Genomic DNA, 20785 nt, shown 5'->3' on the forward strand with positions numbered 1-20785 from the left:
CCCCGGCGCGCGGCGGCGCCGAGTCCGCCCGCGCCCGACTCGGCGCCGGCCCCCGGCCCCCCGCCCCCCCCGCGTGCCTGTGCCGCCGCCGCGCGCCGGTGTTCGGCGTCAGCGGCCTCCCGCATCTCCAGCGCAGGCGCCACCACGTCCGCATTGCGGGCCCGCTCCATGCGCGCCTGCGCCTCCCGGTAGGCGTCGACGCGCTCCTCCATCAGCGCCGCACGCTCGCGTGCCTGAGCGAACCGCTGTTGCAGCCGCGCCAGTTCGCGTACGTCGGCCAGGGCGCGGTCGGCCGCGGCCTGCCCGGACTCGGCGGCCGCGAGGCGGTAGTGGGCGATCGTCAGCTGTTCGCGGGCGATGCTGCGGGCGACGGCGGCGGCGCTCATGACGGCGGCGGCCAGCCCGGGGTCGCCCGGCGCCAGCTCCGCCAGGTCCATGGCGTCGCCCGCCGCCTGCTGCATACGGTGCGCGTCGGCCAGCAGAGCGGCGTCTTGGTCGCGGACCCGGGCCTCGGTGGCGCGTCGGCGCTCGGCCAGGCTCTTCTCGACCTCTGCGAAGCGGTGCGTCTCGAAGAGGCGGCCCAGCAGTCTGCCGCGCGCCTCGGCGTCCGCGCGCAGGAAACGTGCGAAGTCGCCCTGCGGCAACAGCACGACCTGGCAGAACTGCTCGCGGCTCATGCCGAGGAGTTGGGTGATCTCCTCGCCGATCTCCTGGTGGGAGCGGCTGAGATCCTTCCAGGCGCCGGTGGCGGCGTCGTACTCGCGCAGCCAACTCTGGGCCTTGTCGAGGGTCGTGCCCGCACCTCGCTTCTTCGGCCGCTCCCAGGCCGGCTGCCGGGTCAGCTCCAACCGGCGTCCGGCGACGGTGAGTTCGAGGGTCACCTCGGTGCGGGTACCGGCCGCCGCATGGTCGCTGCGCAGCGAACCGCCCTGGCGGGCACCGGGCACCGAGCCGTACAGCGCGTAGCACACGGCGTCCAGGACGGACGTCTTGCCGGCGCCGGTTGGTCCGTGCAGGAGGAAGAGGCCGGCCGCCGACAACTCGTCGAAGTCGACGGACTGGTACCCGCCGAAGGGCCCGAAGGCGGTCATGTCCAGCCGGTGCAGCCTCATCGCGCCACCTCCCGGACAGCCCCGTCCGAGCGAACCGCGTCGAACGCGTCCCGCAGCACGGTCCGCTCGTGCTCATCGGGCCCGGCGCCGCGCACATGGGCCACGAAGTCCTCGGCGATCTGCTGGTCGCTGCGCCCGGCGAGCCGCTTGGCATACGACACGTCGGGGTCGTCCGGGGCCCGCTCTGGATCGAAGACGAGACTCAGCGTGTGCGGGAAGCGCTCGGCGAGCCGGGCCATCGGGTCGGCCGGGCGGACCGGATCGGTGAGCGTGGCCTCGACCCACGCCTCCTCGTGCCGGGCCAGGTCGGGGTCGGCGAGCAGTTCCTCCAGGGTGCCGCGGATCCGCGCCAGCGCACGGGGCACCGGGCAGTCGACGCGCTCGGCGGTCACCGACCCGTCGGCGGCCAGGTCGACGAGCCACATGCTCTTGCGATGGGCGGCCTCCGAGAAGGAGTACGGCAGTGGGGAACCGGAGTAGCGCACGCGCTCGGTGATGGTCTGGCAGCCGTGCAGATGCCCGAGTGCCACATAGTCGACGCCGTCGAACACCCCGGCGGGGACCGAGGCCACCCCGCCGACGGTGATGTCCCGTTCACTGTCGCTGGCCTCACCGCCGGTGACGAAGGCGTGCGCGAGGACGACGGAGCGGGTGCCGGGGGCGTGTGTGGCGAGGTCGGCGCGGACGCGGTCCATGGCGGCGGCCAGGACGGTCTCGTGTCCCGGCTTCTCCACTCCGAACTCGCCCTTGACCAGAGCGGGTTCGAGGTAGGGCAGGCCGTAGAACGCCACGTCGCCGTACTCGTCCGCCAGGATCACCGGCGTCCCGGCCGACGAGGCATCGGTGCACAGGTAGATTCCCGCGTGCTCCATCAGCCCGGCACCGACGCCGAGCCGACGCGCCGAGTCATGGTTCCCGGAGATCATCACCGTCGGCACGCCGAGGCCGGCGAGCCGGTGCAGGGCGTCGTCGAACAGCTCGACCGCGGCGAGCGGCGGGACCGCCCGGTCGTACACGTCTCCCGACACGACCACCGCGTCCACCTCGCGCTCACGCACGGTCGTGACGAGGTGGGCGATGAACTCGGCCTGGGCGTCGAGCATGTTCACGCGGTGGAACGCCCGGCCCAGGTGCCAGTCGGAAGTGTGCAGCAATTTCATGACATTGCCCTGACCTGCACGTTTACCCCCACTGCACCTCAAAAACCAGCACGAACCAGCACGGGCTGGCGTTCAACGCTCACCACGCTAACCCCTTGGGGCCCCGATCCATCACGGGACTCAGCCCATCGCCCGCCTGCGGCACCGAATTGCCAGAAATGTCCGCGGCGATCGTTTCTGTGGATCGGCGGGGCATCCATGTCGGTGTCAGGAGTCGACGCGCCGGCCATTGCATGGTTCGGGCGGCGTCAGGTCCCATGCTCCGATCGTGTACGCGGCTGAGACGACTCCCGTGGCACCCACCTGCACGCGCCACGGGCCGTCGCCGACGGGGTAGAAGCGCAGGGTGAGTGTCCGGCCGGACGCGGTGAAGATCTCCGCGACCGAGTGGTCCAGCAGGATCCGCAGGGTCGCGGTGCGCCCCTCGGACGGGAGGCGCCAACTGCCGCCCTTTGCACGGGAGTCGAGGGAGGCGTGCTCGCGGTCGACGACCAGTTCGCCGGTGACCAAGTGGTGGACAATGTCGAGGTACTCGGTCCCGTCCGGTGAGGTGAGCAGCCTTAGACGTCCGCCCCGTTCGAGGGTCACGGTCAGGTCGGTGGCCCGGGCCACTTCGCCGAGGTCCACCGGCCGCTCGGCGCTCGCCTTGCCCGCGGCGGCGATCCGTCGTTCGCCGCGCAGGGCGAGCAGTTCGCGAGCCGGCCGCTGGACCAGCTCGCCGTCCGCACCCGGTGCCAGTTCGCGGGGCAGGGAGAGCATTCCGGCCCAGCCGGCCTCGTCGGTCCAGGTGCTGGGGGCCCCGACGCGTTCCTCGTCCCGGGCCTCCCAGATCCAGCCCCACATGAGCCAGCGTCCGTCGGGGGCGCGGAGCAGGGCGGGGGCGTAGAAGTCGGGGCCGTGGTCGAGGAGGTGGGGTGTCTCCGCGGCTTGGAACTCGCCGTCCCCTTCTCGGCCCGGCCAGTAGATCGCGCAGCTCGCCCCCTCCTGTGGGTCCCAGGCGCTGGCGAGGACCGCGCCGGTGCCGCCGGGGAAGGCCGCGTACTGGGCGCACTCCCAGCCTTCTTCGGTGTTGCGGCCATCGCGCAGGGGGTGCGGCGGGCGGGCCAGGAAGACGCCCTCGTACGACCAGTCGTCGAGGTCGTCGGAGGCGTACGCCAGTGCCGCGCCGCGCCCGTCGGCCAGGGCCGCGCCGACGAGCATGCGCCAGCGGTCGCCGTTCCTCCACACGTACGGGTCGCGGAACATCGTCGTGCCGTCAGGCGCCTCCGGGATCAGCAGCCGACCGCGTTTCGTGAAGGTCGTACCGCCGTCGACCGACACCGCGGAGGTCACCGGCTGGTGCCAACGGCCGTTGTGGCGGGCGGAGTAGAAGGCAGTGAGGCGGCCGTCGTGCGAGACGGCGTTGCCCGACCAGACGCCGTCCTTGTCGTGGCCGCCGGGCGTGGGGGCGAGAGCCACCGGCAGCAGCTCCCAGTGGATCAGGTTCCGGCTGCGGTAGTGGCCCCAGTGCATGTCCGCGTGGCGGGCGCTGTGCGGGTTGTACTGGAAGTAGACGTGGTAGTGGCCGTCGTGGAAGACCAGGCCGTTGGGGTCGTTGATCCAGTGCGCGGGCGGGCGAAGGTGGACCGCCGGGAAGTGGGTGTCGAGCGCCACCGCCGCCCGGGTCTTGGTCTCAGTCATCGGCGCGCTCGTCGTAACGGCGGCGGACGGCCGCGGCCTGCTTGATGTTGGCCTCGGACTCCTGAAGCGAGCGTTCGCCCCGCTGCCGCGTGCGCTCGGCGAGGTTGTCCATGTGGCGCTCGAAGCGGGCCTGGTACCGCTCGCGCATGACGGCGATCTCCTCGGCGACCGCGCCGGTACGCGCGGCAGGGACCGGCATCGGCTGGCCGGCCGGGCGTACCGGCAGGCGCTGCTCCAGGGGCAGGATCGTGGCCTTCGGGGAGGGCAGGGTCTGGTACCAGTACGCGGTCGAGGCCCAGTCGTCGGCGAGGTGGTTGCCGTGGCCGTGCTCGATGGAGACCTTGATGCGTTCCTCGAAGCGGACCGGGTCGGCCACGTGGAAGCGGTAGTTGACGGAGTAGCCGGGGACGTCGGCCTCGTGGAGGATCGCGCCGTGGTAGAGGTAGGCGTTCTTCTGCATCCCCCAGGCGTGGTTGAAGTAGTCCTCGGTGCCGGTGCCGTGCATGGACGGCGGCCAGCTGGTTGAGCCGTCGGGCAGGAAGTCGTCGTCGATCCAGATCATGTCGTTGCCCTCGCCCCACCAACTGCCCTGCCGGTGGTGGACGGAGAGGTTGCAGCCGACGTAGTGGCCCTTGCCCTCGGTGTCGAGGATGACGTAGTTGTCCTCGCCGGTGACGTCGACGATGTTGACCTCGGGGCTGTTGGTCTGGATGTCGGGCGCCCAGCCGTTGCACGGGTTGCTGCGGTTCCAGCGGACGTGGAAGTACAGGGTGTCCTCGGGGAGTTCGTCCGGGAACAGCTCGTAGTCGATGTAGAAGTACTGCTGGATGGGCAGGTCGTTCTCGTTGACCAGCTCGATGCGGGCGCGCTTGTTGAACGGCATCGGCGCCCAGCAGTTCAGGGCCGCGCTGCCGCCGAAGATCAGTGACTCCTCGGGCTTGGCGGAGACGGTGAACAGGGCCGACTGGTAGCTGTTGGGCATGCAGTGGCCGATGCCGAAGAAGTCGCCGAGCGGGACGAGGACAGCGGGCTCCTCCTCGTCGTCCCAGGTGATCCGGATGAGGACCTTGCGGTAGTAATCCGGGTCCGGCTCTTCCCAGTTGACGCCGAGCGCGTTGTGGATCTCCATCACGGGGGCCACGGTGTCGGCTTCCAGGGGGTCGATGAGGCCGGGACCGAGGGTGCGGCGGCAGAACTGGGTCATCCAGATGTGCGTGATCTGGCCAGGGCCTTCGAGATCGGCGAGGACGCGGCTGGAGTGGGCTGGGGTCGTCCAGTAGTCCTGGTTGCGGCCGCGCTGGTCCCAGCTGGAGACGCGGGCGGTGCGGGCCCGGGTGGGGCGGGTGAGGTGTTCGAGGGCAGACGAAGGCATGGGAAACTGACCCCTTCAGTGATGGTTCGCTGAACTCGGGCGGCGGGAGACTGGACCTCTCCCGCCGCCCCCTTGCTGTGGTGGATGTGGCTCAGGCGGGGCAGCCGCAGGACTCCCGGTAGGTGATCTCGGGCTCCAGGCGGACGGTACGGGGGCGGGAGGTGAGGGCGCCGTCGATGCGGCTGAGCAGCAGCTGCATCGACGTGGCCCCGATTTCGTGGGCCGGCTGGGTGACCGTAGTGATGCCGGGGCGGAACAGGTCGGTGTGGGGGAAGCCGTCGAAGGTGGCGAAGGCGAGGTCGCCGGGGGTGGTCAGGCCCAGTGCCTTCGCAGCGGCAAGGACGCCCACCGCGGTCTCGGTGCCGGCGGCGACCACCGCCGACGGCCGGTGTGGCCGACTCAGGACACTCGTCATGCGTTCGCGGGTGTCGTCGGCACGGCCACTGCCGGTGACGATCAGGGTGTCGTCGACGTCGATTCCCGCCTCGCCGAGGGCTTCGAGGTAGCCGCGACGCCGCTCGGCGATGGTGGACACACCGGTGTCGCCCGCGGCCAGCGCGATGCGCCGGTGGCCGTGTTGTTCCGCCAGGTGCAGCACCAGCTCCCGCATGGGTGCGGTGTTCTCGACGCCCACCTGGTCGGCCTTGACCCCGCCCAGGCGGTCGATCAGTACGACGGGCGTGCCCTGGTCGATGACGGCGCTGATCGCCTCACGGCGGGACCGGGCGACCGGAGCGATGATGAGGCCGTCGACCCGGCGCTCGGCGAGGACTTCCAGCGCCCTGGCTTCCAGCTCGGCGTCCTCGCCCGAGTTGGCCAGCAGCACGGTCAGGCCGGCGCCCATGGCCTCCCGTTCGACCCCGTGGGCCATCGCCGCGAAGGCTGGCTCGCCCACGTCCGTCAGGATCAGTCCGATGGAGTCCGTCCGTGAGCGGCGCAGCGCGCGGGCGAGGCTGTCGCGCCGGTAGCCCGTGGCCCTGACCGCCTCCTCGACCCGGGTGCGCGTCTCATCGCGGACCGGCCGTGTGCCGTTGATGACGTGCGACACGGTGGACGTGGATACGCCGGCCAGCCGTGCAACGTCGGAGATCGTGGCCACTGCCGCTCGCCGCCTCCTCGTGTCGTCGGACCCGATCCGTGATCCAGTCCGTAACTGCATAACTCCCATACGGTCCGCCGGTCCATGCGCTTGACCAGTTCGCCGTCCACTCGTTTCGCTCACCTCAGGTTCATCGAAACGATTGCGCAGACCTTCGCATGTGGTGACGCAGACCGTCAATGGCTGCGACCAGCACCGAGTTCCCACTCCCGGAAACTTCTGCGTCACACGGTATTGACACGCCGGGACCCACGGAGGCACCTTTCATCGAAACGTTTGCGCCGCGACCGCAGAGCCGTCCCTATGCCGAACATTCGAGCACACCGGACATCCATGCCGGAACGGACGACCTGCACCGATACCGAACATCTCCTCGGAGCCCTGTCACCCCACGCCGGTTCCGCCTCCCCATCCAGTTCCCGGAAGGCAGCAGCACGATGGCGACCTCTCCTCAGCCCGCGCCCCCGACGTCGAGACGGCACTCCGGTATCTCGCGCCGACTCCTGCTCACCGCCACGGCGAGCGCCCTGTTCGTCACCGCCACGGCCTGCGGTTCTGCGGTGAACACGGCGGACGGATCGTCGTCCGACGGCCTGATCACGCTGTCCATGCACAACCCCGACAGCAAGACCCAGGACCCGGCGACCTGGCAGATGGTGCAGGAGTTCAACAAGAAGAACCCCGACATGAAGATCAAGCTTGAGGGCCAGCCGGTCGACCAGCACGAGCAGCGGATGACCATCGCCGCGCAGTCCGGCACGCTGCCGGAGATCTTCTGGGTCTACGACTCGCTCGCCAAGACCATGGTCAAGAGCGACAACCTGCTGGACCTGAGCCCGATCCTCGCCGAGAACAACCTCAAGGCGAAGTTCGCCCCGAGCATGCTCTCCGGTTTCCGGCAGGACGGCGTCCAGTACGGCCTCCCGTACCAGGCGCTGGTCACCGGCTTCTACTACAACAAGGCCATCCTCGACGAGCACAAGATCGCCGTCCCCGAGACCTTCGAGGACCTGCTCGCCGCCGTGAAGAAGCTCAAGGCGGCCGGCGTGGTACCGATCGCGCAGGGCGCGAACAACTCCTCGTTCAGCGTCTGGGCGTTCCTGACCATGCTCGACCGCTTCGGCTACGAGGCGAAGTACCCCGACATCCTGTCCGGCAAGGCGAGCTACGACAACGCCGACTTCCTGCGCCTGTACGAGCACGTGGAGGAGCTGGCGAAGGCGGGCGCCTTCCCCTCGAACATGAACACCCAGACCTACGCCCAGGCCGTCGCCTCGTACACGGACGGCAAGGCGGCCTTCCTGGATGCGGGCGTCTGGGAGGCGGCGAAGATCCAGAAGAGCACCGTGGGCAAGGACACCGGCTTCTGGGCGGGCCCGACCTTCTCCGACGGCGTCGGCGAGCAGAAGCTCGTCATGAACGTCCCCTCGGCGCCGTTCGTGGTGAGCGCCAAGGTCAAGGAGGACAAGAAGAAGTACGCGGCGGTGAAGGCGTTCATCCAGTTCTACTACAGCGACGCGGGCCAGAAGATCCTCGTCGACAACGCCCAGCCGCCGGTGACGACGTACAAGCCCTCTGTGGACGCGACGAAGAACTCCGTCTTCGCCGCTGTCCTGAACGAAGCCTCCAAGCCCGGCTGGAAGAGCCCGAAGGCCCAGCCCGACCTGGTCGTGTCCGCGGCCACCGCGAGCGCCATGTACGACAGCTTCTACGGCGTCATGGGCGGCAGCCTCAGCCCCGAAGAGGCCGCGAAGAACGTCCAGAAGACCATCAAGTAGTCACGCTGCCGGCGCCCGCAGGTCGCGCGGGCGGCGTGCGGGCCCGGACGACGGGAACGGCATGAACTGGCTCACCACGCGCCGGCACTTCACCCTCATGATCGCGCCGGCCCTCCTCATCTACAGCGTGTACATGATCTACCCGATCCTGTACTCGCTCTACTACAGCTTCACCAACTTCGACGGCGTCTCCGCAGGCGGCTTCGCGGGCCTCGACAACTACCGGCAGATGACGCAGGACGACGCCTTCTGGACCTCGATGCGCAACACCGGGATCATCCTCGGCATCGCCCTGTTCCTGCTGATCCCGCTGGGCTTCCTGCTCGCGGTCCTGCTCAGCGGCAAGGTGAAGGGCAGCGGCGCGATGCGGGCGCTCGTCTTCGCCCCGGCCATCATCGCGCCGATCCTCGTCGGACTGATCTGGATCTTCATCCTGGACCCGAAGATCGGCCTGGTGAACGCCTTCCTGCTGGCGATCGGCGTGCCCGCGCACCCGCAGTGGATCGGCGGCCCCACGCTCAGCCCGTACTCGATCGGCCTCGTCTATCTCTGGCAGCAGATCGGCTTCGTGCTGACCATCTTCTTCGCGGGCCTGCGCATGCTGCCGCGCGATGTGATGGAGGCCAGCAGCCTCGACGGCGCCAGCCGCTGGCAGCAGCTGCGGCACATCCAGATCCCCATGATGCGCGAGACGTTCGGCATCGTCACCGCGCTCGTCGTCACCGGCGTCTTCAAGGTCTTCGAACTCGTCTACGCGCTCACCGGCGGCGGTCCCGTCCACCTCTCCGAGGTCATGGTCAGCTACATGTACCACATCACTTTCACCACCCAGCAGTACGGCTACGGCATGGCCCTGGCCGTGGTGGTGTTCGTGGTGGGTGCGCTCGCCTCCGCGGCCACGTTCCTCGGCAACCGCCGTAAGGGAGAAGTCCGTTGAGTATCGACACCGAGGTCAAGACGTCGCTCTCGTCACCCGCGGCCCCCGACGAAATCCCGCACAAGCCGCGACGCCGCAGCCGCGGCAGGATCGTCGTCTCGGCGGTCGCCTACCTGATCACCTTCGTGATCCTGTTCCCGCTGCTGTGGATCGTGCTGCTGTCGTTCCAGACCAACGACAACATCCTCAACCACCCCTTCTCGCTGACGGACCTCACCCTGGCCAACTACCAGCAGGCCATGGAGACCCTCAACCTGCTGGTGATGTACAAGAACACCCTGATCCTGGCCGTCGTCTCGGTCACGGTCGGGCTGGTCATCTCCTACATGGCGGCGTTCGCGCTCACCCGCATGGCCTTCCGCAGCGGGAAGCGCCGTACGCAGAACACCCTGCGCTTCTACTTCCTGGCCGGGCTCGCCATCCCCGTGTACATCCTGCTGTTCCCGGTGTACCGGCTCGACATCGCCTTCGGCCTGTTCGGCACCTACTTCGCGCTGATCCTGCCGTACGTCGCCGTCACGATCCCCTTCAACATCCTGCTGCTGACCGGGTTCCTGCGGGACTTCCCCGAGGAGATCGAACAGGCCGCGGTGATGGACGGGGTCGGGCTGTGGCGCATGGCCTGGAAGGTCACCTTCCCGCTCATGCGACCGGTCATCGCCACCCTCGCGATCCTCAACGTCGTCTACGTCTGGAACGAGTTCCCCTTCGCGGTCACCCTCATCAACGACCCGAACATGACCACCGTCTCCCTCGGCGTCTCCCAGTTCCAGGGCGTCTACAGCGTCAACTACGGCGCCATGATGGCGTCCGCCACCCTCGTCCTGCTGCCGCAGCTGGCGATCTACGCGGCCTTCCAGAAGCAGGTCATCGCGGGCATGACCGCGGGCGCCGTCCGCTGAATTCCCTTTTCACACATCCCTGTTCGTGAGGAGCCGTCATGGCCTCTGCCCAACCACCTGCCCCGTCCCGTCGCACGTTGCTCAAAGGCGCCGCGCTCTCGGCGCTGACCACCGTGACGTTCCTGGCTGCCGCACCGCCGCAGCCGGCCGCCGCGGCCGTCCCGGAGCGCCCCAAGCCGCCCAAGCCCGGCGCCAAGCCGCATCCGTCGTACGCCTCGATCGTCGGCCTCCTCTGAGCAGCACCCTTCAACAGCCTGCAACCGGAAGGACATTCCATGGCGGACACCGTCTACGACGTCACCACCTTCAACGGCAGCGTCTCCCCGCACACCGACATCGGCCAGGTGATCAACGAGATCATCGCGGACATCAAGTCGAAGCAGACCACCCAGAACACCAGACCCGGCGCCGTCATATACATCCCGCCGGGCCACTACGACCTGCTCACCCGCGTAGTCATCGACATCAGCTTTCTGACGATCAAGGGCTCCGGACACGGTTTCCTGTCCCGCGCCATCCACGACGACACCTCCGACACCAGCAAGTGGATCGAGGTGCAGCCCGGCTCCAGCCACATCCGGGTCAAGCACACCGACGGCAACAACGAGGCGTTCCTCGTCCAGCGTTCCGGCGCGCCCGTCGAGGTCGGCCGGCTCAACGGCATCGTCTTCCAGGACTTCTGTATCGACGGTGTGGCGTCCAGCAAGCCGTACGTGGAGGGCAACCACAAGATCGGTATCTCGGTCCAGTCGGACAACGACTCGTTCCGCTTCGAGGGGATGGGCTTCGTCTACCTGACCCAGGCCATGGTCGTCCGGGGCGCGGACGCCTGCAGCTTCACCAACAACTTCGTCGCCGAGTGCGGCACTTCCATCTCACTCACCGGCGCCTCGCAGGTCGCGAAGATCACCAACAACTACCTGATCAGCGCCTGGGCCGGCTACTCGGTCTTCGCGGAGAACGCCGAGGGCATCCTCATCTCCGGCAACACCATCCTGTGGGCCTGCAACATCACCCTCATCAACTCCAACCGCTGCAACATCTCCGCCAACAAGCTGCTGAGCAACTTCCCCAGCATGATCGCCCTGACGAACGGCAGCTCGGAGAACCTCATCTCCGGCAACCACTTCCGCCGTGTATACGGCGACGGCACCAGCACCCGCTACGACGACCTCTACGGCCTGGTCCACATCAACGGCGATGACAACTCCGTCACCGGCAACCAGTTCTCGTTCTCCGTGCCGGCCGCCAACATCAACCCGTCCGGAGCCGATCCGACGCTCGTCCTCGTCGCAGGCGGCGCCCGGAACTACCTGGCCACCAACAACATCAAGGCCAACCTCGACGTCAAGATCGTCCTCGACTCCTCCACCACCAAGACGAAGATCCTCTACAGCGCCGAGAGCTCACAGCTGCAGGCGTACACCGACAACTACTCCCTCGTTGCCACCCCGTGAGCGGAATCCCCTGCGCGCGCTGAAGTAGGAGCAGAACCTCCGTGTCCGCGCAGGGGAAGGGTGCGCTTCTTGCCGTTTCTGTCAGGCGTCCCCGTACGCCTCTCCACCCAGTTCGAACCCGGCCGTCCCCGCGGTGGCGTCGGCCAGCCACGCCCGGAACGCCTCCACGTCGGCGTCCGGCAGCCCGATGTCGATCGTGACGGCTTCTCCGTAGCGCACGTCGCGCACCTCGCGGCCGGTGCCTCGCAGGTCGTTCTGGACCTTGCCCGCGCGCAGGTGGTCGACGGTCACCGTGGCGAGGCGGAAGCGCCTGCGGGTGATCGTGCCGAGGGTGTCCAGGGCCTCGCCCACGGCACCGCCGTACGCCCTGATGAGGCCGCCCGCGCCGAGCTTGACACCGCCGTAGTAGCGGGTGACGACGGCGACGACGTACCGCATGTCGCGACGGAGGAGCATTTGGAGCATGGGGACGCCCGCGGTACCGCCGGGTTCGCCGTCGTCGCTGGCCTTCTGGATCGCGGCGTCGGCGCCGATGACGTACGCGTAGCAGTTGTGGGTGGCGTCCCCGTGCTCCTTGCGGACGGCCGCGACGAAGTCCTGCGCCTCCTGCTCGGTGGCGGCCGGGGCGAGGGCGCACAGGAAGCGGGAGCGGTTGACCTCGGTCTCGTGCACGCCCGCGCGGGCCACTGTGCGGTACTCGTCCTGCATCGGGCCAGCCTATGCGCAGGGCACGCGCGCGTGGACAGCTGCTTCTGGCGCTGCTTCCTGCCGCTACTTCTTCCCGCGCGGCACCATCATCGACGTCAGCAGGGCCCCGCCCGGGGCGAGACCCCGCCATGACGTGCCGTACCAGGTCAGGATGGCGATCGCCGACGTCGGGAACTTCACACGGACTCTCTCCACCGCGTCGTCGAGACTGTCGCCGGCGAGCGCGAGGACCAGTTCCTCCAGGCCGGGATTGTGTCCGATCAGCAGCAGGGTCTCGACCTCGGCGGACACGTCGTGCACGACGGACAGCAAGTCGGGGACGTCAGCCGCGTACAGCCTCGGGTCGTGGCGCACCGGTGGCGGGGTGCCCCACTGGGCGGAGGCCAGCTCCCAGGTCTGCCGGGCGCGGACGGCGGTGGAGCACAGCGCCAGGTCCGGCAGACAGTCGGCCTCGGCGAGCGCGATGCCCGCGGCGGGCGCGTCCCGGCGGCCTCGAGGAGCGAGCGGGCGGGCGTGGTCGGCGACGCCGTCCGGCCAGGCGGACTTGGCGTGCCGCAGGACGACGAGGCGGCGCAGGGGGCCGGTTCCGAAGCGGGCGTTCATGCCGGGGCCCCCAGATCGCGGGTGAGGTCGAGACCGAGGAGCCGGTCGGCGTAGGCGTACGTCTCGAAGCGGGCGCCGTCGGGAATGCCGGGCTCGGTCTCCGCCCACCGTAGGGTCGCCAGCACTTCGGGGACGTCGAGATCGTCCTCCCAGGCAGTACGGAGCCGTCCGCGCACCTCGTCGGGGACCGGCCGTGACGGCCGGTGCGCCCAGGCGGCGACTGCACTCCGCCAACGACGGAGCGTCTCGTCCGCCTCGCCGAGGGCGGCCTCGTCGAGCCGCACCAACGCGGCACGCGGACGGGAGAGCAGCGCCAGGCGCAGGGCAGCGGGGTCGGCGCCCTCGGGGGCCTCCGGGTGGACGGGAGCTACGGCGATCCGGACACCCTCGGGTGCGCTGCCGCCCTCGGTCACCACATGGATGACCTGTGCCTCGCCCAGGCCCGGATCGGCGTCCCGGCTGTGCTCGAAGGGCCGGATGCCGAGTGCCGCCGCGCCCGCCACCAGCTCGGCGGGGTCCCGCTCGCAGCTCAACAGCGCCCAGACCGGTGTGCCGCCGAGTTCCAGGGCGCGGACGAGCAGGTCCGCGGCGAGCAGCACCCGCAGGCCGGTCATGCCGGAGCCCGGCGGATGGGCCTCGACACGGGTCAGCCCCCGCCGGACGGGAGCGGCGGCGACGAAGTCGCCGGTACGGGCGTCGGTGATGCGCAGCACGGGGTGAGCGTAGGCGGACGGAGGGCCGTACGCAGGATCCGGCGCGAAATCCGGACCGCGATGGCGTGAATCAAGAGGGCGCGCGAGTCGGCAGGGAACGGGAATCACGGCGCCGCCTCACCCGTTGTGCGCTACGACAGCTCTTCTTCCATGCCCAGGAGGCCAGCGGTGTACGGCGACGCAGCGACGGTCCGCAAGATCCTCACCGAGACCGGCGACACCTGGGCCGTGGTGGGCCTGTCGAACAACCAGCGGCGCGCGGCCTACGGCGTCGCCGACGTGCTGCAGCGCTTCGGCAAGCGGATCGTGCCCGTCCACCCGAAGGCCGAGACGGTCCACGGGGAGCAGGGATACCCGTCCCTGGAGGCGATCCCCTTCCCGGTCGACGTCGTCGATGTCTTCGTCAACAGCGATCTCGCCGGTGCGATCGCCGACGAGGCGGTCGCGAAGGGCGCCGAGGCGGTCTGGTTCCAGCTCGGCGTCATCGACGAGGCGGCGTACGAGCGCACCCGGGCGGCAGGCCTGGAGATGGTGATGGACCGGTGCCCGGCGATCGAGATACCTCGGCTGGGTTAGGGTCCGGACGCGTACCAAGGCGCACTTCACCGCGAGGAACACAGATGCACGAGTCTCCCTGCTGCTCGCCGTCGGGACGCGGGCACGCGCAGTCTGTGGAGCTGTCCGAGCCGCCGCCGACGGTGACAAGCGGCGGCTCCACGGAAGGCATGGTGCTGCTGCCGGGCGGCGAGTTCCTGATGGGCGCGGAGGACAGCGAGGGGTTCCCGGCCGACGGTGAGGGCCCGGTGCGGGCGGTGCGGCTCGACGCGTTCCGTGTCGACGCATGCGCGGTGACCAACGAGCAGTTCGCGGCCTTCGTCGACGACACCGGACACACCACTGACGCCGAGCGCTTCGGCTGGTCGTACGTCTTCGCGGGCTTCCTGCCCGGCGCCCTGCGCCGTGGTGCCCCGCGTCCCGAGCAGGCGCCCTGGTGGTGCGGGATCGAGGGCGCGACCTGGCAGCGTCCGGAGGGGCCCGGCAGTACGGTGGAGGACCGCGGCGACCACCCGGTCGTGCATGTGTCGTGGCAGGACGCGGCGGCGTACGCGGCCTGGGCGGGCAAGCGGCTGCCCACGGAGGCCGAGTGGGAGTACGCGGCCCGCGGCGGGCTGGAGCAGCGGCGCTATCCCTGGGGCGACGAGCTCAACCCGGGCGGCGAGTTCCGCTGCAACATCTGGCGCGGCACCTTCCCGACGAAGAACACCGCCGACGACGGCTACCGCGGCACCGCGCCCGTGGACGCCTTCGAACCCAACGGCTTCGGCCTGTACAACGTCTCCGGGAACGTCTGGGAATGGTGCGCCGACTGGTGGGCCACCGACCACACCACCACGCAATCCACCAACCCCACCGGCCCCCACTCCGGCACCGCCAAGGTCATCCGCGGCGGCTCGCACATGTGCCACAAGTCGTACTGCAACCGCTACCGCGTCGCGGCCCGCAGCGCCAACACCCCCGACAGCACCAGCGGCCACATGGGCTTCCGCTGCGCGCAGGACATACGTCCGTGAGGCTGCGTACGTCCACACGGCACTCCCGCGCGGCGCCCCGGCGCCCCATAATGCACGGGTGACCTTCGCCACCCCCCACGCCAACTCCCCCGCCCCGCAACGCTTTCCGGTCGTCATCGTGGGCGCCGGGCCAGCCGGGCTGGCCCTCGGCAACATCCTGCGGGCCGCCTCCGTCGACTGTGTCGTCCTGGAGACCGAGACACGGGAGTTCATCGAGCGCCGGCCGCGGGCCGGAGTCATCGAGGAGTGGGCCGTACGCGCCCTGGAACGGCGCGGCCTCGCCGCGAACCTGCTGGAGCGGGCCCAGTTGCACACCGAGTGCGAGTTCCGCTTCGCCGGTGAGCGGTTCCGGTTCTCGTACGGCGAGCTGACGGGGCAGCATCACTTCGTCTATCCGCAGCCGTTGCTGGTGACGGACCTGGTGCGCGAGTACGCGGACGTGCGGGGCGGCGCCATCCGCTTCGGTGTGCGGGACGTCGAGTTGCACGACGTGGACTCGGACCGGCCCTCGGTGTCGTACCTCTGCCCCGAGACCGGTCAACGGCAGGTCCTGCACTGCGACTTCGTCGCGGGCTGCGACGGGGCGCGCGGCGTGACCCGGACCGTACTGCCGCCCGACCGGACCCGGATCGCGCGCCACGACTTCGGCATCGGGTGGCTGGCGCTACTCGCAGAGGCACCGCAGTCGGCGGACTGCGTGCTGTTCGGCTTGCATCCCAACGGCTTCGCCGGACACATGGCCCGCAGCCCCGAAGTCACCCGCTACTACCTGGAGTGCCCGCCCGGCGACGCCCCGGAGAACTGGTCGCACGACAGGGTCTGGTCCGAGCTGCGGGCCCGGCTCGGCGCGGCCGGCGCCCCGCCGCTCACCGAAGGGCGGCTGATCGAGAAGCGCGTCCTCGACATGCACAACTACGTGGTCGAGCCCATGGTGTTCGGGCGGCTGTTCCTCGCGGGCGACGCGGCCCACCTCACCGCACCGATCGCGGCGAAGGGCATGAACCTCGCCCTGCACGACGCCTTCCTGCTCGGCGACGCGCTCGTCGCCCACCTCACGAAGGGCGACGCCAGCGGCCTCGACGGCTATTCGGCGACCTGTGTGAGCCGTGCCTGGGACTACGCGGAGTTCTCGCAGTGGCTCTCCGAGGTCTACCACGGCACCTCGTCCGGCGACCCGTACCGCGCGGGCACCACCCGCGCCCGGCTGCACCGCCTCTTCGACTCACGCCTCGCAGCGGCCGCGTTCGCGGAGGGCTACCTGGGGTTGAACACCAGCGGCTGACGGTTACCGAGTTCAGTCGTGCACAGGCCGGTCACTGAGCCGGTGGTCGGCCACGTTCAGCGCCTCGTCCACGAGCCGGCGCAGATGCCCGTCACGCAGCGAGTAGATCACCCGGCGCCCCTCCTTCCGCGTGTTCACCAGCCCCGCGAGCCGCAGCCTGGCCAGGTGCTGGCTCACCGCCGGCCGCGCCGCCCCGCACGCCTCCGTCAGCGTCGTGACGTCGGCCTCCCCTTCCCTGAGGGCGTGCAGCAGCGCGAGCCGGGTGCGGTCGCCGAGCAGTGCCAGGATCTCGGCGGCGAGTGCGAACTGTTCCTCGCCGGGCGTGCGCGGATGCGCATGGTGCGCAGGTGATAGGTGCATGCGTGCGCTCATACGCACATAATGGCGTCGTGGACGGGAAGATGTCCACCAGCACGCAACGGAAGGGGACCCACGTGAGCGCCGGGCACCGCCACGAACACCACGGCACCCCCCACACGCACAAGCACTCCCTCCGCCACCGCCTGACCCACCTCCTCACCCCCCACTCCCACGAGACCGCCGACAAGCTCGACTCCGCCCTGGAATCCTCCGCACGCGGCATGCGGGCGCTGTGGGTCTCGCTCGCAGTGCTGGGGGTGACGGCGCTGGCGCAGGCGGTCGTGGTGGCGATGTCCGGTTCGGTCGCGCTGCTCGGCGACACGGTGCACAACACCGCGGACGCGCTGACCGCCGTACCGCTCGGGATCGCCTTCGTGCTGGGCCGGCGTGCGGCCACGCGACGGTTCACCTACGGCTATGGACGCGCCGAGGATCTGGCGGGTATCGCGATCGTGCTGACGATCGCCGCGTCCGCGGCCTTCGCGGGGTGGACGGCGATCGAGCGGCTGATCGACCCGCGGTCCGTCGAGCACATTCCGGCGGTCGCCGTGGCCGCCCTCGTCGGCTTCGCGGGCAACGAGTGGGTGGCCCGCTACCGGATCAGGGTCGGGCGGGAGATCGGCTCGGCCGCACTGGTCGCGGACGGACTGCATGCCCGTACGGACGGATTCACGTCACTGGCCGTGCTGTTGGGTGCCGGGGGCGCCGCGCTGGGCTGGCAACTCGCCGACCCGATCGTGGGGTTGGCGATCACGGCGGCGATCACGCTGGTGCTGCGCGACGCGGCACGGGAGGTGTTCCGGCGGGTGATGGACGCCGTCGACCCGGCCCTGGTGGACCGGGCCGAGCGGGCGCTGCGGGAGGTGCCGGGCGTGCGTGGGGTGGGTGAGCTGCGGCTGCGCTGGATCGGGCATCGGCTGCGCGCCGAGGTGGCGGTCGTCGTGGACGGCGATGTGACGGTACGTCAGGCCCATGCCGTCGCGGTGAACGCCGAACACGCGCTGCTGCACGCCGTTCCGCGGCTCACCGCGGCCCTGGTGCACGCCGATCCGGCGCCGGTCCCGGGCGAGGCGGATCCGCATCTGACGCTCGCCCACCACACCTGACCGTCACACCGGAACGCCCAGCCCCTCCAGGACCACGGCCCCCGGCAGCTCGGCGAACGCCTTCCCCGGCACCAGCAGCTTGCCGCGCCGGCGCCCGCTGCCGACCAGGACGTACGGCAGGTCGACGACGGCCGAGTCCACCAACACCGGCCAGTCGGCGGGCAGCCCGATCGGGGTGATGCCGCCGTACTCCATGCCGGTCTCGCCGGTCGCGGTGTCCATCGACGCGAACGAGGCCTTGCGCGCGCCGAGTTGGCGGCGGACGACGCCGTTGACGTCGACCCGGGCGGTGGACAGGACCACACAGGCGGCGAGCGTGGTCTCGCCGCCGCGCTTGCCCGCGACCACCACGCAGTTCGCGGACTGCTCCAGCAGCTCCCGACCGTAGTGCTCCACGAAAACGGCGGTGTCGGCCCACTCCGGGTCGGTGTCGACGTAGACGATCTGGTCGGCGGGGACGCTGCCGCTCCAGTGGCGTACGGCGTCGGCGACCGGGCGGGTCAGCTCGTCGAGGGAGTCGGGGGCCGGGGCGGCGGTGTCGAAGTGTCCGATGGGCGCGTCCATGACCGCACGGTAACAGGGCCGTCTCAGTGCACGGGCGGGACCGAGACCGCCATGACCATGCGCATCGGCGCGTCGCCCGTATTGCCGTACTCGTGCGGGGTGTTGGCCTCGAAAGAGGCGCTCGAACCGGCCGGGACCTGGTACTCCACGCCGTCGACCGTGAGCGTCAGCTCGCCTTCCGTGACATGCAGCAGCTCGACCGTGCCGGTGGGATGCGGATCCGAGGGGCTGCTCTCGCCCGGCATCAGGAGCCACCTCCACATCTCCAGCGGGCCGGGGGCCTCCGTGCCCGCGAGGAGCAGGTTGTAGCTGCCGGCGTCGGTGTGCCACAGCCGTACGGCCTGCTCGGCGGGGACGATACGGACCTTCGGGCCCTGCTCGTAGTCGAGGAGGGTGGTGATGCTGATCCCGAGGGCGTCGCCGATCTTGACAACCGTGCCGAGGCTGGGGTTGGTGCGAGCCTGCTCGATCTGGATGAGCATGCCGCGGCTGACGCCGGACCGGCCGGCGAGCACCTCCAGCGTGTAGCCGCGCACCGATCGCCAGTGTTTGACGTTGCGCGCCAGGGATTGGGTCAGCAGGTCGAGGTCCGACACGTTCCATCCAACATCTAGGCCAATATTCTGGATGACAGCGTTCAGTTCATTGAACTACGGTGGGGTGCAACCGAGGCACCTGTGTGTTCACCGAACTGTACTGCGAGGCTACCCGTGACAGCATTCTTCGCCCTGGCCACCAGCCTGTTGTGGGGGCTGGCCGACTTCGGCGGCGGACTGCTGACCCGACGCACCCCGGCGCTCACCGTGGTCGTCGTCTCGCAGACGATCGCGGCGGCCGTGCTCGGCGTGATCGTGGTGGCCATGGGCGCCTGGAGCGAGGCCGGTCCGCGGCTGTGGTTCGCGGTCGCGGCCGGGCTGGTCGGGCCGGTCGCCCTCCTCTGCTTCTACAAGGCACTGGCGCTCGGGCCGATGGGCGTGGTCTCCCCGCTCGGCACCCTGGGCGTCGCCGTCCCGGTCGGTGTCGGGCTCTTCCTCGGTGAGCGGCCCGGCCTGGTGCAGGTCGCGGGCATCGCGGTCGCCGTCCTCGGCGTCGTCCTCGCGGGCGGACCGCAGCTCAGGGGCGCGCCGGTGCAGCGCCAGGCCATCCTGCTCACGCTCGTCGCGGCGCTGGGCTTCGGCACGGTGTTCGCGCTGATCGCAGAGGCGTCGACGACCATCACGGGTCTCTTCCTCGCCCTCTTCGTGCAGCGTGTGACGAACGTGGCGGCGGGCGGCCTCGCGCTCTATGTCTCCGTGAAGAAGGGCGCCGCGGCCGTCCCGGAGGGCGGCTTCCTGTGGGCCTCGCTGCCCACGCTGGCCTTCGTCGGGCTGGCGGACGTCGCGGCGAACGGCACGTACTCGATCGCCGCCCAGCAGGGCCCGGTCACCGTGGCCGCGGTACTCGCCTCGCTCTACCCGGTGGTGACCGCCCTGGCCGCACGCGGCTTCCTCAGCGAACGGCTGCGGACGATCCAGGCGGCCGGCGCGGGTCTCGCCCTGGTCGGCACGCTGCTGCTGGCGACGGGCTGAGCGGGACCACTCAGGCCTCGGCGTCCAGCTGGGCGAGCCTGGCCGCGGTCTCCTCGTCCAACTCCCCCAGCGCCAGCAGCTGTTCGGGCGTGATCCCGTCCGGAATCGGCACCGGCGCGGGGGTCCTGAGCGGCGGCTGCCAGCCCTCGCCGGGAGTCCAGCGTCGTACGACCCGAGCGGGCGCGCCCGCCACCACGGCATGGTCGGGCACCACGCCTCGTACGACCGCCCCCGCCGCCACCACGACGTTCCGGCCGATCCGGGCGCCGGGGAGAATCACCGCGCCGGTGCCGATCCAGCAGCCCGGCCCGATCTCCACCGGCTCCATCCGCGGCCACTGCTTGCCGATGGGCTGGTGCGGGTCGTCGTACGAGTGGTTCGTGGACGTGACATAGACGTACGGCCCGAAGTAGCAGTCGCTGCCGATGGTGACCGTCGTGTCGGCGATGACATGGCTGCCACGGCCCAGGACCACGCCGTCACCTATGCGCAGGATCGGCTCCGGGCCGAGGTCCAGGTCGGGCATCAGACCTGCGGTCAGGGTCACCTGCTCGCCGACGATGCAGTGGGAGCCGAGGTGGATCCAGGGTTCACCGAAGACCGTGCCGAGCGGGAAGGCGAGACGGGTGGCTTCGCCGATCGCGCCGAAGTGGAAGCGGCCGGGGCTCTCGGCCGTCACCGAACCCATGCGCTGCGCCCACGCCCAGCCCGCGTGGACAGCGCGCTGCGTGAGGCTGCGCCGCCAGGACGAGAACGTGTTCTTGCGCTTGAGCACCCGCTTACCGTACTGAGCGTTCGGGCCCCTTATGAGGC

At 70.1% G+C, this 20785-nt stretch carries 22 protein-coding genes; 10 read left to right on the forward strand and 12 right to left on the reverse strand.

Going from position 1 to position 20785, the window contains the following annotated elements:
• The 5 genes from AB0I98_RS24600 to AB0I98_RS24620 form a co-directional block, all read right to left on the reverse strand.
• Positions 1–1112: SMC family ATPase (locus AB0I98_RS24600; RefSeq protein ID WP_362945150.1), on the reverse strand; the 1112-nt coding region annotated here is incomplete at its 3' end.
• Positions 1109–2272, reverse strand: a complete 1164-nt coding sequence (locus AB0I98_RS24605; RefSeq protein ID WP_362945151.1) for an exonuclease SbcCD subunit D — start codon at positions 2270–2272, stop codon at positions 1109–1111. The genes AB0I98_RS24605 and AB0I98_RS24600, both read right to left, overlap by 4 nt.
• Positions 2273–2479: 207 nt before the next feature.
• Entirely contained in the window at positions 2480–3952 is a 1473-nt protein-coding gene (locus AB0I98_RS24610; RefSeq protein ID WP_362945153.1) for a glycoside hydrolase family 32 protein, read from the reverse strand.
• On the reverse strand, positions 3945–5324 hold the full coding sequence (locus AB0I98_RS24615) for a glycoside hydrolase family 172 protein (protein WP_362945155.1): 1380 nt from the start codon (positions 5322–5324) through the stop codon (positions 3945–3947). The genes AB0I98_RS24610 and AB0I98_RS24615 overlap by 8 nt, the downstream gene beginning before the upstream one ends.
• A gap of 91 nt (positions 5325–5415) precedes the next feature.
• Positions 5416–6423, reverse strand: a complete 1008-nt coding sequence (locus AB0I98_RS24620) for a LacI family DNA-binding transcriptional regulator (RefSeq protein WP_362945157.1) — start codon at positions 6421–6423, stop codon at positions 5416–5418.
• A gap of 437 nt (positions 6424–6860) precedes the next feature.
• On the opposite strand from AB0I98_RS24620, the gene AB0I98_RS24625 reads away from it, so the two are divergent.
• The 5 genes from AB0I98_RS24625 (at position 6861) to AB0I98_RS24645 (ending at position 11497) form a co-directional block, all read left to right on the forward strand.
• A complete protein-coding gene (locus AB0I98_RS24625) occupies positions 6861–8201 on the forward strand; it encodes an extracellular solute-binding protein (RefSeq protein WP_362945159.1) in 1341 nt (446 codons plus the stop codon).
• A 61-nt stretch (positions 8202–8262) separates the two neighbouring features.
• On the forward strand, positions 8263–9138 hold the full coding sequence (locus AB0I98_RS24630) for a sugar ABC transporter permease (protein ID WP_362945161.1): 876 nt from the start codon (positions 8263–8265) through the stop codon (positions 9136–9138).
• Positions 9135–10040, forward strand: a complete 906-nt coding sequence (locus tag AB0I98_RS24635; protein WP_362945163.1) for a carbohydrate ABC transporter permease — start codon at positions 9135–9137, stop codon at positions 10038–10040. The genes AB0I98_RS24630 and AB0I98_RS24635 overlap by 4 nt, the downstream gene beginning before the upstream one ends.
• A gap of 38 nt (positions 10041–10078) precedes the next feature.
• Positions 10079–10276 (forward strand): hypothetical protein, encoded by a 198-nt coding sequence (locus AB0I98_RS24640; protein ID WP_362945165.1) that lies wholly within the window; start codon positions 10079–10081, stop codon positions 10274–10276.
• A 39-nt stretch (positions 10277–10315) separates the two neighbouring features.
• Positions 10316–11497 (forward strand): NosD domain-containing protein, encoded by a 1182-nt coding sequence (locus tag AB0I98_RS24645; RefSeq protein ID WP_362945167.1) that lies wholly within the window; start codon positions 10316–10318, stop codon positions 11495–11497.
• A gap of 81 nt (positions 11498–11578) precedes the next feature.
• On the opposite strand, the gene AB0I98_RS24650 is transcribed toward AB0I98_RS24645, so the two are convergent.
• The 3 genes from AB0I98_RS24650 to AB0I98_RS24660 form a co-directional block, all read right to left on the reverse strand.
• Positions 11579–12205 carry a YigZ family protein gene (locus tag AB0I98_RS24650; RefSeq protein WP_362945168.1) on the reverse strand — a complete coding sequence of 209 codons (627 nt, stop codon included), beginning with the start codon at positions 12203–12205 and terminating at the stop codon, positions 11579–11581.
• Positions 12206–12268: 63 nt separating this feature from the next.
• Entirely contained in the window at positions 12269–12808 is a 540-nt protein-coding gene (locus tag AB0I98_RS24655; RefSeq protein WP_362945170.1) for a histidine phosphatase family protein, read from the reverse strand.
• Positions 12805–13521: a hypothetical protein gene (locus AB0I98_RS24660; protein ID WP_362945172.1), complete on the reverse strand. Its 717-nt coding sequence runs from the start codon at positions 13519–13521 to the stop codon at positions 12805–12807. The genes AB0I98_RS24655 and AB0I98_RS24660 overlap by 4 nt, the downstream gene beginning before the upstream one ends.
• Before the next feature lie 168 nt (positions 13522–13689).
• Between AB0I98_RS24660 and AB0I98_RS24665 the strand changes: the two genes are divergently transcribed.
• The 3 genes from AB0I98_RS24665 (at position 13690) to AB0I98_RS24675 (ending at position 16374) form a co-directional block, all read left to right on the forward strand.
• The gene (locus AB0I98_RS24665) at positions 13690–14097 is read left to right on the forward strand and encodes a CoA-binding protein (RefSeq protein WP_362945174.1); all 408 of its coding nucleotides are present in this window, start codon (positions 13690–13692) and stop codon (positions 14095–14097) included.
• 149 nt (positions 14098–14246) lie between these two features.
• A complete protein-coding gene (locus AB0I98_RS24670) occupies positions 14247–15092 on the forward strand; it encodes a formylglycine-generating enzyme family protein (RefSeq protein ID WP_362945346.1) in 846 nt (281 codons plus the stop codon).
• Positions 15093–15150: 58 nt separating this feature from the next.
• Positions 15151–16374, forward strand: a complete 1224-nt coding sequence (locus AB0I98_RS24675) for a 4-hydroxybenzoate 3-monooxygenase (RefSeq protein ID WP_362945176.1) — start codon at positions 15151–15153, stop codon at positions 16372–16374.
• A 12-nt stretch (positions 16375–16386) separates the two neighbouring features.
• Here AB0I98_RS24675 and AB0I98_RS24680 read toward each other — a convergent pair whose 3' ends face one another.
• On the reverse strand, positions 16387–16746 hold the full coding sequence (locus tag AB0I98_RS24680; RefSeq protein WP_210571055.1) for a metalloregulator ArsR/SmtB family transcription factor: 360 nt from the start codon (positions 16744–16746) through the stop codon (positions 16387–16389).
• A gap of 62 nt (positions 16747–16808) precedes the next feature.
• On the opposite strand from AB0I98_RS24680, the gene AB0I98_RS24685 reads away from it, so the two are divergent.
• The gene (locus AB0I98_RS24685) at positions 16809–17840 is read left to right on the forward strand and encodes a cation diffusion facilitator family transporter (protein WP_362945178.1); all 1032 of its coding nucleotides are present in this window, start codon (positions 16809–16811) and stop codon (positions 17838–17840) included.
• Between the two features lie 3 nt (positions 17841–17843).
• Here the strand turns inward: AB0I98_RS24685 and AB0I98_RS24690 are convergent, their stop codons facing one another.
• Positions 17844–18404: a YbaK/EbsC family protein gene (locus AB0I98_RS24690; RefSeq protein ID WP_210571053.1), complete on the reverse strand. Its 561-nt coding sequence runs from the start codon at positions 18402–18404 to the stop codon at positions 17844–17846.
• A gap of 23 nt (positions 18405–18427) precedes the next feature.
• Positions 18428–19000 carry a helix-turn-helix domain-containing protein gene (locus AB0I98_RS24695; RefSeq protein WP_362945180.1) on the reverse strand — a complete coding sequence of 191 codons (573 nt, stop codon included), beginning with the start codon at positions 18998–19000 and terminating at the stop codon, positions 18428–18430.
• A gap of 114 nt (positions 19001–19114) precedes the next feature.
• Here AB0I98_RS24695 and AB0I98_RS24700 point away from each other — a divergent pair, with 114 nt between their 5' ends.
• Positions 19115–19972: a DMT family transporter gene (locus AB0I98_RS24700; RefSeq protein ID WP_362945182.1), complete on the forward strand. Its 858-nt coding sequence runs from the start codon at positions 19115–19117 to the stop codon at positions 19970–19972.
• Positions 19973–19982: 10 nt separating this feature from the next.
• Here AB0I98_RS24700 and AB0I98_RS24705 read toward each other — a convergent pair whose 3' ends face one another.
• A complete protein-coding gene (locus tag AB0I98_RS24705; RefSeq protein WP_362945184.1) occupies positions 19983–20747 on the reverse strand; it encodes an acyltransferase in 765 nt (254 codons plus the stop codon).
• Positions 20748–20785: the final 38 nt, after the last annotated feature.

It is taken from the genome of Streptomyces sp. NPDC050211 (assembly GCF_040656035.1).
In the GTDB taxonomy this organism is placed as follows: domain Bacteria; phylum Actinomycetota; class Actinomycetes; order Streptomycetales; family Streptomycetaceae; genus Streptomyces.

Coding starts and splice junctions, on each gene's coding strand:
- AB0I98_RS24605 (WP_362945151.1), bottom strand. CDS start 2,272: ATGAAATTGCTGCACACTTCCGACTGGCACCTGGGCCGGGCGTTCCAC.
- AB0I98_RS24610 (WP_362945153.1), bottom strand. CDS start 3,952: ATGACTGAGACCAAGACCCGGGCGGCGGTGGCGCTCGACACCCACTTC.
- AB0I98_RS24615 (WP_362945155.1), bottom strand. CDS start 5,324: ATGCCTTCGTCTGCCCTCGAACACCTCACCCGCCCCACCCGGGCCCGC.
- AB0I98_RS24625 (WP_362945159.1), top strand. CDS start 6,861: ATGGCGACCTCTCCTCAGCCCGCGCCCCCGACGTCGAGACGGCACTCC.
- AB0I98_RS24630 (WP_362945161.1), top strand. CDS start 8,263: ATGAACTGGCTCACCACGCGCCGGCACTTCACCCTCATGATCGCGCCG.
- AB0I98_RS24640 (WP_362945165.1), top strand. CDS start 10,079: ATGGCCTCTGCCCAACCACCTGCCCCGTCCCGTCGCACGTTGCTCAAA.
- AB0I98_RS24645 (WP_362945167.1), top strand. CDS start 10,316: ATGGCGGACACCGTCTACGACGTCACCACCTTCAACGGCAGCGTCTCC.
- AB0I98_RS24650 (WP_362945168.1), bottom strand. CDS start 12,205: ATGCAGGACGAGTACCGCACAGTGGCCCGCGCGGGCGTGCACGAGACC.
- AB0I98_RS24655 (WP_362945170.1), bottom strand. CDS start 12,808: ATGAACGCCCGCTTCGGAACCGGCCCCCTGCGCCGCCTCGTCGTCCTG.
- AB0I98_RS24670 (WP_362945346.1), top strand. CDS start 14,247: ATGGTGCTGCTGCCGGGCGGCGAGTTCCTGATGGGCGCGGAGGACAGC.
- AB0I98_RS24680 (WP_210571055.1), bottom strand. CDS start 16,746: ATGAGCGCACGCATGCACCTATCACCTGCGCACCATGCGCATCCGCGC.
- AB0I98_RS24690 (WP_210571053.1), bottom strand. CDS start 18,404: ATGGACGCGCCCATCGGACACTTCGACACCGCCGCCCCGGCCCCCGAC.